At 71.2% G+C, this 18,680-nt stretch carries 10 protein-coding genes and 1 pseudogene; 4 read left to right on the plus strand and 7 right to left on the minus strand.

All coding sequences use genetic code 11. The features are described from left to right. Positions 1–48 precede the first annotated feature (48 nt). A complete protein-coding gene (locus tag AB0J36_RS19705; protein ID WP_357134209.1) occupies positions 49–5,130 on the minus strand; it encodes an NAD-glutamate dehydrogenase in 5,082 nt (1,693 codons plus the stop codon). Positions 5,131–5,416: 286 nt separating this feature from the next. Between AB0J36_RS19705 and AB0J36_RS19710 the strand changes: the two genes are divergently transcribed. Beyond that, positions 5,417–7,381: a penicillin-binding transpeptidase domain-containing protein gene (locus tag AB0J36_RS19710; RefSeq protein WP_357393859.1), complete on the plus strand. Its 1,965-nt coding sequence runs from the start codon at positions 5,417–5,419 to the stop codon at positions 7,379–7,381. 491 nt (positions 7,382–7,872) lie between these two features. Here the strand turns inward: AB0J36_RS19710 and AB0J36_RS19715 are convergent. The 6 genes and pseudogenes from AB0J36_RS19715 to AB0J36_RS19740 form a co-directional block, all read right to left on the minus strand. Next, positions 7,873–9,042: pseudogene (locus AB0J36_RS19715) on the minus strand (arginase family protein); the annotation flags it as partial. An 83-nt stretch (positions 9,043–9,125) separates the two neighbouring features. Continuing rightward, on the minus strand, positions 9,126–10,046 hold the full coding sequence (locus tag AB0J36_RS19720) for a tetratricopeptide repeat protein (RefSeq protein ID WP_357174632.1): 921 nt from the start codon (positions 10,044–10,046) through the stop codon (positions 9,126–9,128). Between the two features lie 202 nt (positions 10,047–10,248). Continuing rightward, entirely contained in the window at positions 10,249–11,937 is a 1,689-nt protein-coding gene (locus AB0J36_RS19725) for a methylmalonyl-CoA mutase family protein (RefSeq protein ID WP_357174630.1), read from the minus strand. Between the two features lie 106 nt (positions 11,938–12,043). Beyond that, entirely contained in the window at positions 12,044–12,457 is a 414-nt protein-coding gene (locus AB0J36_RS19730) for an Asp23/Gls24 family envelope stress response protein (protein WP_357134201.1), read from the minus strand. A gap of 146 nt (positions 12,458–12,603) precedes the next feature. Continuing rightward, positions 12,604–13,608, minus strand: a complete 1,005-nt coding sequence (meaB, locus tag AB0J36_RS19735) for a methylmalonyl Co-A mutase-associated GTPase MeaB (RefSeq protein ID WP_357134200.1) — start codon at positions 13,606–13,608, stop codon at positions 12,604–12,606. Beyond that, positions 13,605–14,789 carry an acetyl-CoA C-acetyltransferase gene (locus tag AB0J36_RS19740; RefSeq protein WP_357134198.1) on the minus strand — a complete coding sequence of 395 codons (1,185 nt, stop codon included), beginning with the start codon at positions 14,787–14,789 and terminating at the stop codon, positions 13,605–13,607. The genes meaB and AB0J36_RS19740 overlap by 4 nt, the downstream gene beginning before the upstream one ends. Positions 14,790–14,852: 63 nt before the next feature. Here AB0J36_RS19740 and mce point away from each other — a divergent pair, with 63 nt between their 5' ends. From mce to AB0J36_RS19755, 3 genes are all read left to right on the plus strand, one after another. Further along, entirely contained in the window at positions 14,853–15,326 is a 474-nt protein-coding gene (gene mce / locus AB0J36_RS19745; protein ID WP_357134195.1) for a methylmalonyl-CoA epimerase, read from the plus strand. A gap of 308 nt (positions 15,327–15,634) precedes the next feature. Beyond that, positions 15,635–16,990, plus strand: a complete 1,356-nt coding sequence (ccrA, locus tag AB0J36_RS19750) for a crotonyl-CoA carboxylase/reductase (RefSeq protein WP_357134257.1) — start codon at positions 15,635–15,637, stop codon at positions 16,988–16,990. 310 nt (positions 16,991–17,300) lie between these two features. Beyond that, complete coding sequence (locus AB0J36_RS19755; RefSeq protein ID WP_357134193.1) at positions 17,301–18,566, plus strand: cell division protein DivIVA; 1,266 nt, start codon at positions 17,301–17,303, stop codon at positions 18,564–18,566. Positions 18,567–18,680 lie beyond the last annotated feature (114 nt).

Here is an 18,680-nt window from a genome sequence, read left to right on the forward strand (position 1 = left end):
GGCCGGTCGGGTCACCCCGACCGGCCGGACCGCGTCCGGCGTAGTGACTCAGGCGGCGGCGGAGGTCCGCACCAGGGTGCGGATCTGGCGCAGCAGCACGGACAGGGCAGCGAGATCCGCCCGCGACTCGTCGAACTCCCCCATCGCCTGGCGGGCCCGGTGGATCGACGTGGCGTTCGACTGCTCCCACTGCTGCACCCGCTCGTGCGGCGGCAACTCGTCCCCGGTCGAGTCGAGCACCTCGGCGGTGAGCGCGGCCAACGCCGCGTACAGGTCGTACCGCAGCGCCATCCGCGCGAGGGTCTGCCAGCGGTCCTCCCGCGGCAGCAGGGAGATCTTCGACAGCAGCGAGTCCACCCGGAACAGGTCGGAGAGCACGAAGTAGACCGAGGCCACCTCGCTGACGTCCCGCCCGCTGGCGTTCGCGGTCTCCACCACGTCCATCAGACCGAAGCTGTACATCAGCCGGGTCGCCCGCTCGGCCAGCTCGCGGGGCAGCCCGCGCTCGGTCATCGAGTCGATGTGCGCCGCGATGGCCTGCCGCTCGCCGCCGTAGAACAGCTCCTCCAGACCCGGCAGCAGCCGGGTGACCCCGTCGCGCAGTCGGGCGATCTCGGCCGGCACGTCGATGGGCGAGCGCCGGTTGGAGACCAGCCAACGCACCGCCCGGTCGAGCAACCGGCGGGTGTCCAGGTAGACGCTGGTCTGCAACTCCGGCGCAACCTTGTTGTCCAGCGCCTCGACCGCGTCCCACAGGTCGCGCAGGCCGAACACCTCACTGACCACCACGTACGCACGGATCACGTCCGCGGCGCTGGCCGCCGTCTCCTCGACCACCCGGAAGATGAACGAGATGCCACCCCGGTTGATCGCCTCGTTGACCAGCACGGTGGTGACGATGTCCCGGCGCAGCCGGTGCCGGCCCATCCGGTCGGCGAACCGCTCACGCATGGGCGTCGGGAAGTAGTTGACCAGAACGTCGGTCGTCCACTCCTCGTCGGCCAGCCCCTCGGTGAGGATCTCCCGCTCAAGGACGATTTTCACGTACGCGAGCAGCACCGCGAACTCCGGCGCGGTCAGGCCGGATTCGCTCCGGACCGCCAACTCCTCGTCCGGCGGCAGCGCCTCCAACGCGCGGTCCAACCCGCCCGAACGTTCCAACTCGTTGATCATCCGGCGGTGCACCGGGAGCAGCGAGGCGGCCTGGGCCTGGGCGTTGTTGATCGCCCGAGCCTGGTCGTAGTTGTCGCGCAGCACCAGTTCGGCGACCTCGTCGGTCATCCCGGCCAACAGATCGTCCCGCTCGGCGGTGGTCAGCTCGCCGTCGGCCACCGCGGTGTTCAGCAGGATCTTGATGTTCACCTCGTGGTCGGAGGTGTCCACACCGGCCGCGTTGTCGATGAAGTCGGTGTAGATCCGGCCACCGGTCAACGCGTACTCGATCCGGCCGAGCTGGGTCCAGCCCAGGTTGCCGCCCTCGCCCGCCACCCGGCAGCGCAGGCTGCGCCCGTCCACCCGGATCGCGTCGTTGGACTTGTCGCCCACCTCCGCGTTGGTCTGGGTGGAGGCCTTGACGTACGTGCCGATGCCGCCGTTCCAGAACAGGTCCACCGGAGCGGTGACGATCGCCTTCATCAGCTCCTGTGGCGAGATCTGCGTGACGTCGTCGTCGAGGCCGATCGCCGCCCGGACCTGCGGCGTGATCGGAATCGACTTCGCGGTACGCGAGAAGATGCCGCCCCCGGCCGAGATCAGCTCCTCGTTGTAGTCCTCCCAGGAGGAGCGGGGCAGGTCGAACAGCCGCCGACGCTCCGCGTACGAGGTGGCGGCGTCCGGGTCCGGGTCCAGGAAGATGTGCCGGTGGTCGAACGCGGCCACCAGCCGGATGTGCTCGGAGAGCAGCATCCCGTTGCCGAACACGTCGCCGGACATGTCGCCGACGCCGACCACCGTGAAGTCCTGGGTCTGGGTGTCCAGGCCCAGCTCCCGGAAGTGCCGCTTCACGGACTCCCAGGCGCCACGGGCGGTGATGCCCATCTTCTTGTGGTCGTACCCGGCCGAACCGCCGGAGGCGAACGCGTCGCCCATCCAGAAGTTGTGCGCCAGCGAGATCTCGTTGGCGATGTCCGAGAACGTGGCCGTGCCCTTGTCCGCGGCGACCACCAGGTAGGGGTCGTCGCCGTCGTGCCGGACCACGTCGTCCGGCGGCACGATCTGCCCGCTGACGATGTTGTCGGTGACGTCGAGCATCGCGCCGACGAACTCCTGGTAGCAGGCGACCGCCTCGTCCCGGTCCCCCGGCTTCTGCTTCAGCACGAAGCCGCCCTTGGCGCCCACCGGCACGATCACCGTGTTCTTCACCATCTGCGCCTTGACCAGGCCCAGCACCTCGGTGCGGAAGTCCTCCCGACGGTCGGACCAGCGCAACCCGCCCCGGGCCACCGGCCCAAACCGCAGGTGCACACCCTCGAACCGGGGCGAGTACACGAAGATCTCGAACTTCGGCCGGGGCGCCGGCAGGTCCGGAATGGCCTGCGGGTCCAGCTTGAACGCCACGTACGCCTTCGGCCGCCCGCCGACCGGCTTCTGGTAGAAGCTGGTCCGCAGGGTCGCCTCGATCAGCGTCAGGTACGAGCGCAGGATCCGGTCCTGGTCGAGGCTGGCCACGTCGTCCAGCGCGCCCCGGATCGTCTCCACCAGCTCGCCGCTGCGCTGCCGCCGCTGCTCGGCGCTCAGGTCACCCGGCGCGAACCGGGTCTCGAACAGCTCCACCAGCAGGCTGGCGAGCTTCGGGTACGCGATGAAGGTCTGCTCCATGTAGTCCTGCGAGAAGACCGTGCCGGCCTGCCGCAGATACTTCGCGTACGCCCGCAGCACCACCACCTGCCGCCAGGTCAGTCCGGCGCGCAGCACCAGCTCGTTGAACCGGTCCACCTCGGCCTCGCCGCGCCAGGCCGCCGCGAACGCGTTCTCCACGTGCGGACGGACCTCGGCCAGCTCGTGGTGCCCCTCGGGCAGCATCAGGCCGAAGTCGTACAGGTAGACCCGACCGTCGATCCGGTCCACCTCGTACGGGTGCTCGTCGACCACCCGTACGCCGAGCGAGTGCAGCACGGGCAGCACGGCGGAGAGCATCATCGGCTCCCCGTACCGGTAGACCTTGAACCGCACGTTCATGTCGTCGGGCACGTCGGCGCCCGGCACGCGGGTGCCCGGCCGGGGCGCGAGCTGCTTGCGGAACAGGTGCATCTCGAGCTGGCCGGGCTCCTCCAGCAGCTCCAGCTTGGCCAGGTCCTTCATCGCCTCGTACGGCGTGTGCCCGTCCTTGTAGCCCTCCGGGAACGCGTCGGCGTACCGGGCGAACAGGTGCTTGGCCTGCTCGTCGCCGAGCTTGCGCTCCAGCACCAGCCGGTAGTCGTCGTCCCAGAGCCGGGTCGCGTCGGCCAGCTCCTCGGCCAACAGGTCGGCGTCGATCTCGCCGGGCGGCCGGGTCGGATCGGTACGGACGATGAAGTGGATCCGGGCGAGCATCGACTCGGTGACCCGGGTCGTGTAGTCCACCCCGACACCGTTCAGCTCGCGCAGCAGGATGTCCTGCATGCGCAGCCTGTTCTGCGTCGTGAACCGGTCGCGGGGCAGGTAGATCAGACAGGAGATGAACCGCCCGTACGCGTCACGGCGCAGGAACACCCGCAGCTGCCGGCGACCCGCCATCCGCAGCACGCCGATCACCGCGTGGTACAGGTCGTCGGTCTTGATCTGGAACAGCTCGTCGCGCGGGTAGGTCTCCAGGATCTGGAGCAGGTCCTTGCCGGAGTGGCTGCGCCGGCTCAGGCCGGAACGGTCGAGCACCTCGGCGACCTTGCGTCGCACCACCGGCAGCTCCCGGACGCTGGTCCGGTACGCGGCGGTGGAGAACAGCCCCAGGAAACGCCGCTCGCCGATGACCTCGCCGGCCTCGTTGAAGATCTTGAAGCCGATGTAGTCCAGGTACGCCGAGCGGTGCACGGTGGCCCGCGAGTTGGCCTTGGTGATGATGAGGAGGCGCTTCTCCAGCACCTTCTCGTGCGCCTCGGGCGTCATCGAGGCCAGCGACCGGGCGTCCGGGGAGTCCGAGCGCAGGATGCCCAGCCCGGTGCCGAGCACCGCTTCGAGGGCCTTGCCGTCCACCGGGTCCGCGGGGTTTCCGTCTGGGGCGTCGACCAGGCGGTACTCGCGGTAGCCGAGGAACGTGAAGTGGTCGTGCGCGAGCCAGCGCAGCAGCTCCACCGAGTCGGTGATGTCCTTCTCCGGCACCGGCGGGCGGTTGTCCGAGGTACGGGCCGAGGCCAGCTCGTCGGCGAGCGCGAGGGCCCGCTGACGCATCTTCGGCCAGTCCTCCACGGCCTCCCGTACGTCGGTGAGCACCCGTTGCAGCTCGTGCCGCAACCGGTCCCGCTCGGCCGCGTCCCGGACCGGGTCGATCTCGATCCGCATCCAGCTCTCGACGATGTCACCGGCGATCGCGTCGTCCGGCTCCACGTCCGCCGAAACCTCGGTGAGCTGGCCCAGCGGCTCGCGCCGGACCACCACCAGCGGGTGCACCAGCAGGTGTACGTCGAGGTGGTACGAGTTGAGCAGCGCGGTCACCGAGTCGACCAGGAACGGCATGTCGTCGGTGACGATCTCGACGACGGTGTGGTGCTGGTCGGCGTGCGGCTCGTGGATGCGCAGCTTCAACTCGCCGGGCACCCGCTGCTGCGCGAGGTCCCGGTGCGCCCGGGCCGCGTCGAGCATCTCCTCCGCCGTGAAGCCGACCAGCTCCTCGTCCGGGGCGAACCGCCAGAAACGGCCGACCAGGGTCGCCGCGTCATGGTCGTCCCCGGCGAGCGCGACGGCCTGGGCCACCAGCCGCTCCGCGTTGGGTACGGGTTCGTCGAGCTCGGCGTCCTCCACGTCGTCGGCCAACGCCTCGCTCGGCAGACCCAGATCGTAGATGGTGTCGATGCTCGACCCGGTCAGCCCTGTGACGCCGGTGTCGAGCCGGCCGTAGCCGTCCCCGTCGGTCGCCGAATCGAAGCTGTCCTCGTCCCGCCCGGAGTTATCCGGTCGGAGGTCGGGTTCCGGTTTGATCGCCGGACGCCGGTCCATCGGTGCCACTCCCCTCGACCCACCGCGTTGTGGGTCACTCTGCCGCCCAGCCTAGGCCTGCCGTTTGCCGCCTTCGTCGGCGGACCACTGGCAGGGCGTCCGGATCGGGACTTCGTCCTTTCACCCGTTGCGGGTCCGAGGTTGGCCGGTTGCGGGATACCCCGCCGCGCGATGTTCATCACACCGGCTCGGTCCGTCTTTCCGCACGTCGAGGACTTCCCGGGGCGTTGGGGACAGCGTTCGCGTACTACCGTGCAGAGCAGCACGAGATCGGAAGGACCGCTTCATGACCTTGTCCTACCCCCGCCCAAACCGGTCGAACCGCGCGCGCCGAGTGGCCGCGCTCACCGCGTCCCTGCTCACCGCCGGTGTGCTGGCGGCGTGCTCCGGAGACGACGGGCCGGAGCGCAGCGCCGACGCCTTCCTCGCCGGTTGGCGCAGCGGCGACCTGCAGGCAGTCGCCATGGTCGACTCGACCGGCGCGAAGACGCCGGCGGCCGAGGTGAGCAAGGAGATCAAGGAGCTGTCCGGCGAGCTGGCCAGCACCCCGCCCACGCTGACCCGGCAGGGCGAGCCGAAGATCACGAAGAACATCGCGACCACCACCATCCGGGTGGACTGGACGCTGCCGGGCCAGACCCACTGGACGTACGACCGGGAGCTGCGGCTCATCCAGGGCGACGACGACCAGTGGCGGGTGATGTGGGAGCCGCGGGTCCTCCACGAGCAGCTCACCAGGGGCGACCGGCTGGCGCTGCGCCGCGACGCCGGCCCGCGTGCCGGCGTGCTGGACGCGGCGGGCACGCCGATCGTGTCACCGCGCCCGATCGTGCGGGTGGGCGTGCAGCCCAACCAGGTCACCGACATCAAGAAGCTGGTCAAGGATCTCGACGCCGCCTTCAAGGCGATCCGTCCGGCTCTGGTCCCCGGCGTCGACCTGGCCGACCTTCCCAAGCGGGTCGCCGAGGCCGATCCGGGTGCGTTCGTCGAGGTGGTGACCCTGCGCGAGGACGCGTACAAGCAGATCAAACCTCGCATCTACGACCTGCCCGGCACCAAGTTCATCTCCGACAAGCTCGACCTCGCACCCACCCGCGAGTTCGCCCGCGCGCTACTCGGCAGTGTCGACCAGGCGCAGGCCGACGACCTCACTGCCCACCCCGACAGGTACGTCGCCGGCGACCTCGTCGGACACGGTGGCCTGCAGGGCCGCTACGACGAGCGGTTGCGCGGCGCCCCCGGGCTGACCGTCCTGGTCGAACGGCCCACCGAGGACGGCAAGCTCGCGCCCACCGGCACCGAGCTGTTCCGCCGCGATCCCCAGCCGGGCCAGGCGCTGAAGACCACCCTGGACGTGGCCACCCAGAACGCGGCCGACGGGGCACTGCGCGCGGAGCCGCTCCGCTCCGCCCTGGTCGCGGTACGGGTCAGCGACGGCGCGGTACTCGCCGCCGCCAACGGTCCCGGCCCGGCCGGCGAGAACCTGGCGTTCAGCGCACAGGTACCGCCGGGCTCCACCTTCAAGATGGTGAGCGCGCTGGGCCTGCTGGACCGGGGCGCGGTCACTCTGGACGGCCCGGTGGAGTGCAAGAAGACCTTCACCGTCGACGGCCGGTCCTTCAAGAACTCGGACAACTTCGAGTTGGGCTCGGTGCCGTTCCGCACCGACTTCGCGAAGTCCTGCAACACGGCCTTCGCTTCGCTGGCGCCGAAGCTCGGCGGCGACGGGCTGGCCGCCGCCGGCCGGTCCCTGGGGCTGGAGGGGCAGTGGGACCTCGGCGTGGATGTCTTCACCGGCAAGGTCTCCACCGGCGGCAGCCCCGCCGAGCAGGCCGCCGCGTCGTTCGGCCAGGGCACCACGCTGGTCAGCCCCCTGGCCATGGCGGGTGCCACGGCGGCCGTCGCCCGGGGCCGCTTCGAGCAGCCGAAACTGCTGGTCGACCCGGCGCCGGCCAAGCCGGCCCCGCCCGGTGGGCAGCTCAAGCCGGAGTCCGTCACGGCGCTGCGCACGATGATGCGCGAGGTGGTCACCGCCGGCACCGCCAGCGCGCTCAAGGACGTCCCGGGCGGCGAGGTGTACGGCAAGACCGGCACCGCCGAGTTCGACGACAACCCGGCCCACACGCACGCCTGGTTCGTGGGCTGGCGGGGTGACGTCGCATTCGCCGTGTTCGTGGAGAAGGGCGGCGCCAGCACCGCCTCGGCCGTCCCGATCGCCGAACGCTTCCTCCGCGCCCTGCCTACCCCCTGACCCACCCGACCCTTGATCCACTCGGTTTCACTGAAACCGGGGCGTCCAAGCCGTCCGGACACCCCGGTTTCGCTGATACCGAGTGGATCACGAGTCGGGTGGCCGCGAGCGGGTCAGGCGGTGTCGGTCTGGGGCCGTTCGGGTGCGTTCTGGGCCGGCGGGGAGGGCCGCCGCAGCAGACCCGGGCCGGCCGACGCGGGCGGACCGACCGGTTCGCGCTCGACCGTGGCCGCGATCTGCGCCGCGAGCCCCGACGGCTCGACCGTCGCCGCGAGGCCCGACGGCTCGACCGTCGCCGCGAGGCCCGACGGCTCGACCGTGGCCGCGATCTGCGCCGCGAGCCCCGACGGCTCGACCGTCGCCGCGATCTGCGCCGCGAGGCCGGAAGGCTCGGACGGGGACCGGTCGCGGATCACGGATGGCTCGGCCTCCGCCGCGACCTCGTCGGCCGCCTCACTCCTCGACACCGGGAGGCGGGAGGAGCCGAGGCCGGGAGAGGCTGCGCCGGACGTGTCGTCCTCGTCGAGGCCCTCGCCGTCGAACTCATCGAACCGGGCAGCGTCGGCGACGGTGCCCGCACCGCGATCAGGGCTGGCAGAGCCCGGCACCCCCGCGGCACGAGCAAGCCCGGCGGGCCCGCCGTGGCGCTCGGCGCGGTCGGACCGGCCGGCGGCCGTCGTCCGTTCGGTGGCACGTCTCGCGGCGGTCGTGGGCCGGGGCGACAGCAGCCGCGGCGGCATCGCCTCCGGGGCAGTGACGGGAGCCAGACCGGCGACCACGGTGTTGACGATCTCGGCGGCGTACGAGCCGTCCGGGTCGTAGTCGGGGTCGAAGACGGTCAGTTCAACGCCGAGGCAGTGTGGCGTGTCGACCAGGCCGGCGAGCAGGATCTCCAGCTCGGCGAAGGCGATGCCGCCCGGGTCGGGGGCGTCGACGGCCGGCATCACCGCCGGGTCGAGGACGTCGACGTCGATGTGCACCCAGTAGCCCGCGCAGTCGGCGAGCTGCTCGTGTGCCCACTGGGCGGTCCGGGCGGCGCCCTCGGCGCGCAGCGCGGGGACCGGGCGGGTGGTGATGCCGGCGGCCTGGAGGTCGAGGCGGTACTCGTCCTGCGCACGGATGCCGAGCACCACCACGTCGATGTCGCGGAAGTAGGGCCGGCGACCCTCCAGGGCGGCCAGGTCGGCCTGCCCGCGCCCGGTGACCAGGGCCAGGTCCTCCCCGGCGGCCGCGCCGACGTAGGAGGCGTTGCCGGGGTGCCGGAAGTCGGAGTGCCCGTCGACGAAGACCAGTCCGATCCGCCCGCCGACCGCCTCACCGAGGCGGTGCATGGCGAGCGCGGAACCGAGCAGCACGGAACAGTCGCCACCCAGCACCACCGGGAACTCACCCCGGTCGATGATCGAGCCGATCCGCTCGGCGAGCGCGAGCGAGTAGTCGGCGATCTCCCGGGCGTGGCACACGCCGTCCCCGGGCCGCCAGTCACCGGGGTCGTACCGGGGTGGGGTGAGGCACCCGGCGTCGCGGGCCCGCAGCCGGGCCAGCAGGTCGTGGTCGCGCAGCGCGCCGGGCGCCTTGGCGCAGCCCGGCACGGAGGTGGACGTCGGCGGTCGCAGGCCGAGGTTTGTCGGCGCGTCGAGGACGGCGATCCGGCGCATCATGAGCTCCCGTCCCCGGTGGTCGGGCGGGCCGGCGAACGCCGGCCCGCGCTGGCGTACTACGCACTCACAGTCGTGCTGCGGACTCAGAACAGGGCGCTGGCCAGTGCCCTACGGGCCGAGGCGACCGCCGGATCGTCCGGGCCGGCGATGGAGAAGAGCGACACCAGGTGCTGGCGGACCGTCTCGCGGTCCTCACCGGCGGTGCGCCGGACCAGGCCGACGAGGCGGGCGTACGCCTGCTCGGCCAGCCCGCTGAGCACCTCGATGTCGGCGGCCAGCAGTTGGGCCGCGACGTCGTCGGGGGCGCTCTCGGCGGCGGCCAGCGCGGTGGCCGGGTCGGCGCCCGCCACCCGGCGTGCCACGCCGACCTGGGCGAGGCCCGCCGTGGCCGCGGCGTCCGCGGGGGCGTCGGCGAGAATCTTGCGGTACGCCTGCTCGGCGGCGTCCAGGTCGCCGCTCATGAGCGCGTCGTCCGCCTCGTCGAGGCGCGGGTCCTCCGGCTCGGCGACGGTCACGCCGCCGGCCTTGAGAACGGCCTGGATCCACTGGCGGAGCTGGGCCTCGGGCACCACACCGGAGAAGGCGTCGATCGGCTGGCCGCCGACGACCGCGTAGACCGTCGGGACGCCCTGGACCCGGAACATCTGGGCGATCCGCGGGTTTTCCTGCACGTCGACCCGGGCCAGCAACCAGGCGCCGCCGCCCTCGACCGCCAGCCGCTCGAGCACCGGGGCGAACTCGTCGCTCTCGGGGAAGCCAGCCGCGCCGAAGAAGACGATGACGGGCATGGCCATCGACTGCTCGAGCACCGCGGACTGGATGGTCGCTTCGGTGACGTCGACGATGGGGGCGTTGTCGGCGGTCGGTGCGCCCGGTGTGCCGGCGGACGGGCCGCCCTGCGGGGGTGCGCCGGGGCGGGTACCGGCTGGTGCGGGGCCACGCAGCGTGCTGAGGTCGACCGCGCCGCGGGTAAAGATCGACGAGGTGATCCGTGGGTCGCTCATGGTTACCTAGTCTCGCACGTGGGCCCGCATTCCCGGCTCACCCACAACTCCAACGTCGCAACTCTCACGCCTATCGGACAACGCGAAACGGCCCCCCGTTCCCAGCCCCGTCGATCTTGCGCTTTCGGTTGCCGCTACGTCGCTTTTGCGGCTTATGCCGCCACAGAAACCGCAAGATCGACGGGGCTGAGGGGCCGGGGGGTCAGAAGCGGGCGGGTTCGCGGTAGGTGCCCCACTCGGCTCGCAGGGCGTCGCAGATCTCGCCGAGCGTGGCCTCGGCACGGACGGCGTCGAGCATGGCGGGGATCATGTTCCCGTCGGTGCGGCTGACCTCGACCATCCGGGTCACCGCCGCGCGCACCACGGCCTCGTCCCGCGCGCTCTTGCGCTCGGCGAGCACCCGGCGCTGCTCCAGCTCCACCTCGTGCGAGATGCGCAGGATCTCCAGTTCCTTGGCGACCGTGCCGGTGTGGCGGTTGACGCCGACGATCTTCTTGTCGCCCTTCTCCAGGGCCTGCTGGTAGACGAACGCCGACTCGGCGATGTGCCCGGTGAACCAGCCGTCCTCGATGCCACGCAGGATGCCCGAGGTCATCGGACCGATCTGGTGCGGCCCCTCCCCGCCGAGCTGGCGGATGCGGGCGAAGATCTCCTCCGCCTCGGCCTCGATCTTGTCGGTCAGCGCCTCGACGTACCAGGAGCCGCCGAGCGGGTCGGCCACGTTGACCACGCCGGTCTCCTCCATCAGCACCTGCTGCGTCCGCAGGGCGATCTCGGCGGACTCGTCGGTGGGCAGCGCGAGGGTCTCGTCGAGCGCGTTGGTGTGCAGCGAGTTGGTGCCGCCGAGCACCGCGGCGAGCGCCTCGACGGCCGTCCGCACGACGTTGTTGACCGGTTGCTGCGCGGTCAGCGACACGCCGGCGGTCTGGGTGTGAAAGCGCAGCCAGAGCGCCTTCTCGCTGGTCGCGCCGTAGACGTCGCGCAGCCAGCGGGCCCAGATCCGGCGGGCGGCGCGGAACTTGGCGATCTCTTCGAAGAAGTCGAGGTGCGAGTCGAAGAAGAAGCTCAGTCCGGGCGCGAACACGTTCACGTCGAGTCCGCGCGAGAGACCCAGCTCGACGTAGCCGAAGCCGTCGGCGAGGGTGTACGCCAGCTCCTGCGCGGCGGTCGAGCCGGCCTCGCGGATGTGGTAGCCGGAGACCGACAGCGGCTTGTAGCGCGGGATCTCGGCCGCGCAGTACTCCATCAGGTCGCCGATCAGGCGCAGGTGCGGCTCGGGGTCGAACAGCCACTCCTTCTGCGCGATGTACTCCTTGAAGATGTCGGTCTGCAACGTGCCGTCCAGCGTGGACAGGTCGGCGCCCTGCCGCTCGGCGGCGACCAGGTACATGCAGAACACCGGCACGGCCGGGCCGGAGATCGTCATGGAGGTGGTGACGCCGGCCAGGTCGATGCCGTCGAAGAGCGCCTCCATGTCGGTGGCGGTGTCGATGGCGACGCCGCAGTGCCCGACCTCGCCGAGCGACTGCGGGTCGTCCGAGTCGCGGCCCATCAGCGTCGGCATGTCGAACGCGACCGAGAGGCCGCCGCCGCCGGCGCCGAGGATCATCTTGTAACGCTCGTTGGTCTGCCGCGCGTTGCCGAAGCCGGCGAACTGCCGGATCGTCCAGGTCCGACCGCGATAGCCGGTGGGATACAGACCCCGGGTGTACGGGTACTCGCCCGGCCAGCCGATGCGCTCGAAGCCCGGGTAGGAGGTGCCCTCGGGCGGCCCGTAGACCGGGTCGACGGTCATCCCGGAGAGCGTGGTGAAGTCGGCGTCCCGCTTGCGCGCGGAGTCGTACCGGGCCTGCCAGCGTGCCCGTCCGGCGGCGATCTCGTCGGCGTCCATGCGCGGGGCTCCTCCTCGGTTGCTCGACCAGCACACCGAGTGTAGAGCCCTTGCCTGAACGATCGCTAAGTCAGGCCATACCGGCGGGTAACCAGACGAGCCACGATCAACCGGCGGCGCCCGGCTGGTTCAGCTCGATGTCGTCCACCGTGACGTTGACCTGCGTGACCGACAGGCCGTACTTCTCCACCGCCTCGATGACCGCGGCCCGCACCGCCTCGGTCACGTCGGCCACGACGGAACCGGCGTCGATCACCAGAACCACGTTGACGACGGCCGAGGTGCCCTTCACGTCGGCCGAGACGCCCCGGCGGGCGTCGCCCACCTCGTCCAGGCCGACCTTGTCGAGCACGCTGTTGAAGAACCGGGCCACGTCACCGCCGAGGTCGGCGACACCGGGAACCGCGCGAGCGGCCGCACCGGCGATCTTCTCCACCACCTCGTCGGACACCGACGTCACACCCCGGGCCGCGCCCGTCGTCGGCTGCGTCGTGCCGGCGTTCTCCACCGCGTCCGTCATGCTCACGTCTCCCCTGGTCCCGGTGCACTGTGGACCGACCTGATCGTCGGTCCGCCGCGTGGCAGGTCGCTGCCGGCCGCGAGCCTACTAAAACCGGAGGGCGCTTCGCGTCCAGGCGCGCGCATCGCGCGGCCGTTGACGCCGGGTCAGTTCGCGAGTTGGGCGAGCAGCTCGTCCGCAGCCGCGTACGGGTCGAGGTCACCGGCAGCGACGGAGGCGGCGAGCGTGCTCAACTCCGTACCGTCGCGCAGTGAGCCGATCCTGGCGCGGAGGGCGCCGAGCGCGATGGCCTCGATCTCGGCGGCGGCCCGCGCCTCCTGCCGGCGACGCAGCTCGCCGTGCTCGACCAGCCAACCGCGGTGCTTGTCGAGGGCGGCGGCGATGTCGTCGATGCCCTCGCCCCGGGCCGCGACCGAGCGGACCACCTGCGGCCGCCACTGCCCCGGCCCGCGCTCGCCGAGCGCGATCATGCCCTGGATGTCGCGGACCGTGGCGTCGACGCCGTCCCGGTCGGCCTTGTTGACCACGAACACGTCGGCGATCTCCAGGATGCCGGCCTTGACGGCCTGGATCGCGTCGCCCATGCCCGGGGCGAGCAGCACCAGCGTGGTGTCGGCCAGCGAGGCCACCTCCACCTCGGCCTGCCCGACGCCGACGGTCTCCACCAGCACCACGTCGCAGCCGGCGCCCTCCAGCACCCGGACCGCCTGCGGCGTCGCCGCCGCCAGCCCGCCGAGATGCCCCCGACTGGACATCGACCGGATGTAGACACCCGGGTCGGTGGCGTGGTCCTGCATCCGCACCCGGTCGCCGAGGATCGCCCCGCCGGTGAACGGGCTGGACGGATCGACCGCCAACACGCCGACCCGATGGCCCCGCGCCCGCAGCGCGCGGACCAGCTCGTTGGTGGTGGTCGACTTGCCCACCCCGGGCGAGCCGGTCAGCCCGACCACCTGGGCTTGACCGGCGTACGGCGCCAGCGCGGCGGCGATCGCCGGCAGCAGCGCGTCGCCGTTCTCCACGAGGGTGATCAGGCGGGCCACCGCCCGGGGGTCACCGGCGCGGGCCCGCTCGACCAGCAGCGGTACGTCCCGGCTACGGCGCACCGACGTGGCTCCCGCCGCCGGAGCGTGCCCGGTCGTCTCGCTCACTGTGCCGGAACGTGGATGATCAGCGCGTCACCCTGGCCACCGCCGCCACACAGCGCCGCCGCGCCGGTGCCACCGCCGCGACGCTTCAGCTCCAGGGCGAGAGTGAGTACGAGACGCGCGCCGGACATGCCGATCGGGTGGCCCAGGGCGATCGCGCCGCCGTTGACGTTGACCTTGTCGGGGCTGATGCCGAGGTCACGCGTGGACTGGATGCCGACCTGAGCGAAGGCCTCGTTGATCTCGATGAGGTCCAGGTCCTCGACGCTCAGGCCGCCCTTCTTGAGGGCGTGGTTGATCGCGTTGGACGGCTGCGAGTGCAGGGAGTTGTCCGGGCCGGCCACGTTGCCGTGCGCGCCGACCTCCGCCAGCCAGGTCAGGCCCAGCTCGGTGGCCTTGGCCTTGCTCATCACGACCACCGCGGCGGCGCCGTCGGAGATCGGCGAGGAACTGCCGGCGGTGATGGTGCCGTCCTTGGCGAAGGCGGGCCGCAGCTTGGCCAGCGACTCCGCGGTGGTGTCCGGCCGGATGCCCTCGTCGTCGCTGATCACCAACGGGTCACCCTTGCGCTGCGGGATCAGCACCGGGGTGATCTCCTCGGCGAAGTGGCCGTTCTTCTGCGCGGCGGCGGCCCGCTGGTGGCTGGTCGCGGCGAACGCGTCCTGCTCCTCGCGGGTGATGCCGTGCCGCGCGCCGAGCCGCTCGGTCGACTCGCCCATCGAACAGCAGTCCCAGGCGTCGCTGAGCCCGTCGTGCGCCATGTGGTCCTTGACCACCACGTCGCCGTACTTGTAGCCGGTGCGCTGACCCATCAGCAGGTGCGGCGCGTTGGTCATCGACTCCATCCCGCCGGCCACCACGATGTCGAACTCGCCGGCCCGGATGAGCTGGTCGGCGAGGGCGATCGCGTCCAGGCCGGACAGGCAGACCTTGTTGATGGTCAACGCCGGCACCGACATCGGCACGCCGGCCTCGACCGCCGCCTGCCGGGCCGGGATCTGACCGGCACCGGCCTGGAGAACCTGACCCATGATCACGTACTGGACCTGGTCGGGGCTGACACCCGCCCGCTCCAGGGCCGCCTTGATGGCGATCCCGCCGAGCTTGGTGGCCGGGAGATCCTTGAGGTTGCCCAGCAGCCGGCCCATGGGGGTCCGCGCGCCGCTGACGATCACCGAAGCCATGCCTGCCTCCGAGGGGGGGTGCCGAGCTGTACGCCTGAACGATGGTTCGGCCAGACTAGCGCCATGACAGAGAACTCCCCCGTCGAGCCCGGTGCGGACTACGTCACAGACATCGGACTTCGCAAGATCGACCACGTCGGCATCGCCGTCGCCGACCTGGACGCCGCGATCGACTTCTACCAGCGGACCTTCGGGATGCGCTGCGTACACGTCGAGACCAACGCCGAACAGGGCGTACGGGAAGCGATGCTGGCCGTCGGGCCGACCGCCGAGGGCGGCTGCGTGCAGTTGCTCGCCCCGCTCACCGCGGAGTCGACGATCGCGAAGTTCCTGGATCGCAACGGGCCGGGCGTGCAGCAGGTCGCGTACACCGTGGCGGACATCGACGTGGCCTGCGCGGCGCTGCGTGAGCGGGGGATGCGGCTGCTCTACGACGAGCCGCGACGCGGCACCGCGGACAGCCGGATCAACTTCGTCCACCCCAAGGACGCCGGCGGCGTCCTGATCGAACTGGTCCAACCCGCCGCCACGCATTGACGGCTTGAAGGAAGGGCCCTTTGTTAACGCCTCGCGTATAGCAGGGGGCCCTTCCTAACGCCTGGCGAGGGCGCGCTCACACGCACGTCCGTGCGCGCTTCTCGCGCTGGTCGGGCAGCTTCACGCATCGGCGGATGCAGTTTTTCACAGAGGACTTCCGGCTTTAGCTACCGTTCAGTAACGTCCCGCCCCACAGGAGCGCGGCCGGTGCCGGATGTGTCGAATGCCGACATGGCGGTCGCGTCCCACCGGCGCCGACGATGGCAGCACCCGGGCCCGCGCGGGTGTGGGACGAACCGGAGGTCACCGTGCAGGACATCCTCGAAGCGATCATGGCGGCGGAGGAATCCAACGACCCGGACCGGGAACTGGCCGGCGTCGCCGGACTTCCCGTACCGGAGAGTTACCGGGGCGTGGTCGTCCGCGCCGAGGAGTCCCGGATGTTCGACGGCATGTCCACCCGGGACAAGGACCCCCGCAAGGCGCTGCACGTGCAGGAGGTGCCGACGCCGGAACTCGGACCGGGCGAGGCGCTGATCGCCGTGATGGCCAGCGCGATCAACTACAACACGGTGTGGACCAGCATCTTCGAACCCGTATCCACTTTCCGGTTCCTCGAGCGCTACGGCCGGGTCTCCGAGCTGACCCGTCGGCACGACCTGCCGTACCACGTGGTCGGTTCGGACGCGGCCGGCGTGGTGCTGCGTACCGGTCCCGGGGTGACCCGGTGGGTGGCCGGTGACGAGGTCGTCGCGCACTGCCTCTCGGTCGAACTGGAGGACGCCGCCGGGCACGACGACACGATGCTCGACCCGCAGCAGCGGATCTGGGGCTTCGAGACCAACTTCGGCGGGCTGGCCGAGCTCGCCGTGGTCAAGGCCAACCAGCTCATGCCCAAGCCGCGCCACCTCAGCTGGGAGGAGGCCGCCAGCCCGGGGCTGGTCAACTCGACCGCGTACCGGCAGTTGGTCTCCCACCACGGCGCCAACATGAAGCAGGGCGACGTGGTGCTGATCTGGGGCGCGTCCGGTGGCCTCGGCGGGTACGCCACCCAGATGGCCCTCAACGGCGGCGCGATCCCGGTCTGCGTCGTCTCCTCGCCCGAGAAGGCCGAGCTGTGCCGCAGCATGGGCGCGGAGCTGGTCATCGACCGGGCCGCCGAGGACTTCCGGTTCTGGAGGGACGACCAGACCCAGGACCCGGACGAGTGGCGGCGGTTCGGTGAGCGGATCCGCGAACTCACCGGTGGAGAGGACCCGGACATCGTCTTTGAGCACCCCGGCCGGGAGACGTTCGGCGCGAGCGTCTACGTGGCCCGGCGCGGCGGCACCATCGTCACCTGCGCGTCCACGAGCGGCTTCCAGCACCAGTACGACAACCGCTACCTCTGGATGCATCTCAAGCGGATCGTGGGCAGCCACTTCGCCAACTACCACGAGGCGTGGCAGGCCAACCGGCTGGTCGCGCTCGGCAAGGTGCACCCGACGGTGTCCCGCACCTACTCCCTCGAACAGACCGGTCAGGCCGCGTACGAGGTGCACCGCAACGCGCACCAGGGCAAGGTCGGCGTGCGCTGCCTCGCGCCGTCGGACGGGCTGGGTGTCCGGGACGGGGAGCTGCGGGCCCGGCACGAAGCGGCGATCAACCGGTTCCGGGGGCACTGAGCGGGACACTTCCGGGGGCACTGAGCGGGACACCGGCCGGACGGATGAGCACCCGATGGCCAATGCGGTGATCGGCCATTGTTCTTCCACCCCCATTAGCCCGAACCCATGCGGGTCGAACAAAGGGTCACGGGAGACACCCCGTGGCCCTTTTTCGCGTCACGCTGCGTGGCGTCCGTCCGGCCCGGGACCTGCCAAGATCGCCGATTGGTCCGGCCCCGGGGGCCAGGGCAGTTGACCATGTAAAGAGGAGACGAAAGCTGCGTACCGCTCTTGCGAAGCACCCTGGGGCGTCTGCCAGTATGTCCCAATGCCCCAGCAGCAGTCCTCCCCTCTCGCGTTCTTCGATAACGCGAACTCGCAGCCAGATTTCACCGTTGGCCTGCGCGGATACAACACTCACCAGGTCGATGACTTCATCGGCCGGATGACCGCCGCGCTGACCCAGTCCGAGCAGGCCCGTGCCGAGGCCGAGCAGCGGATGAACGACGCCCAGCGTCGCCTCCGCCAGGCCGAGCAGCGCATGAGTGCGCTGGAGCAGAAGCTCACCGACACCAACAAGCAGCTCGAAGAGAACAGCCGGCCCACCCTCTCCGGGCTCGGCACCCGCGTCGAGCAGATCCTCCGGCTCGCCGAGGAGCAGGCCAACGACCACCGCAACGAGGCCAAGCGCGAGTCGGAGGGCATCCTCTCCGCCGCCCGCCTCGAGGCGCGGGAGATCACGGACAAGGCCCGCGCCGAGGCCGCCGCGATGAAGGCCACTGCGGAACGCGAGGCGGGCAACCTGCGTACCGCCGCCGAGCGGGAGGCCGCCGAGGTCCGGGTGCAGGCCCGCCGCGAGGCCGACACGCTGCGCGCCGACGCTGACCGCGAGACCAAGCAGCTCCGGACGGTCACGGCACACGAGGTGGCCGAGCTGAAGTCGACCGTGGAGCGGGAGGTGGCCACCCTGCGCGCCACCGCCGAGCGGGAGATCACCCAGCAGCGGGCCAAGGCCGCCCGCGAGGCCGAGGAGAAGCGCGCCGAGGCCACCAAGCTGCTGACCGACGCGCGGGACAAGCGCGACAAGGACCTCCAGGCCCTGGAGCTGCAACTCGCCGAGCGGCGCGAGAAGGCCGAGCGCGAGGAGTCCGAGCGGCACGCCGCCCAGGTGGCGCAGACCCAGAAGATGGTCAGCGAGGCCGAGCAGCGCGCCCGCGCCGCCCAGGAGCGCGCCAAGGAGATCGAGCAGCGCGCCGAGGCCCGTCGCGTCGAGTCGGAGCGCAACGCCGCCGAGACGGTCGACAAGGCCAAGGCCCAGTCCGACAAGATGCTCAACGAGGCCAAGGCCGAGTCGCAGCGTCTACTCACCGAGGCCCGCACCGAGGCCGAGCTGACCACGCAGGCCGCCCGCCGCGAGGTCGAGGACCTCACCCGGCAGAAGGACGCGGTCACCTCGCAGCTCGGGCAGATGCTCTCCGGGCTCGCCGGCATCGTGCCCGGCGTTCCCTCGTCGCCGCCCGCCGCGGCGGCGAAGCCCGAGACGAAGAAGACCGACGGCGCTCAGGAGCGGGTCACCGCGGAGACCGCCGGCTGACGCGAGGCGTCAGGTTGGGGCATCGACGGCGCGAGGTGACACCGGGTAACCGGTGTGACCTCGCGCCGTGTGCGTTTCCCAACCCTTGGTGTGGTGCCCTCGCCACGGAGTGAA

Source organism: Micromonospora sp. NPDC049662 (assembly GCF_040675055.1).
Taxonomy (GTDB): Bacteria; Actinomycetota; Actinomycetes; order Mycobacteriales; family Micromonosporaceae; genus Micromonospora.

Excerpts from the sequence above, each read along its gene's own strand:
- AB0J36_RS19705 (WP_357134209.1), bottom strand. The coding sequence starts at position 5,130 with ATGGACCGGCGTCCGGCGATCAAACCGGAACCCGACCTCCGACCGGAT.
- AB0J36_RS19710 (WP_357393859.1), top strand. The coding sequence starts at position 5,417 with ATGACCTTGTCCTACCCCCGCCCAAACCGGTCGAACCGCGCGCGCCGA.
- AB0J36_RS19720 (WP_357174632.1), bottom strand. The coding sequence starts at position 10,046 with ATGAGCGACCCACGGATCACCTCGTCGATCTTTACCCGCGGCGCGGTC.
- AB0J36_RS19725 (WP_357174630.1), bottom strand. The coding sequence starts at position 11,937 with ATGGACGCCGACGAGATCGCCGCCGGACGGGCACGCTGGCAGGCCCGG.
- AB0J36_RS19730 (WP_357134201.1), bottom strand. The coding sequence starts at position 12,457 with ATGACGGACGCGGTGGAGAACGCCGGCACGACGCAGCCGACGACGGGC.
- AB0J36_RS19740 (WP_357134198.1), bottom strand. The coding sequence starts at position 14,789 with ATGGCTTCGGTGATCGTCAGCGGCGCGCGGACCCCCATGGGCCGGCTG.
- mce (WP_357134195.1), top strand. The coding sequence starts at position 14,853 with ATGACAGAGAACTCCCCCGTCGAGCCCGGTGCGGACTACGTCACAGAC.
- AB0J36_RS19755 (WP_357134193.1), top strand. The coding sequence starts at position 17,301 with ATGCCCCAGCAGCAGTCCTCCCCTCTCGCGTTCTTCGATAACGCGAAC.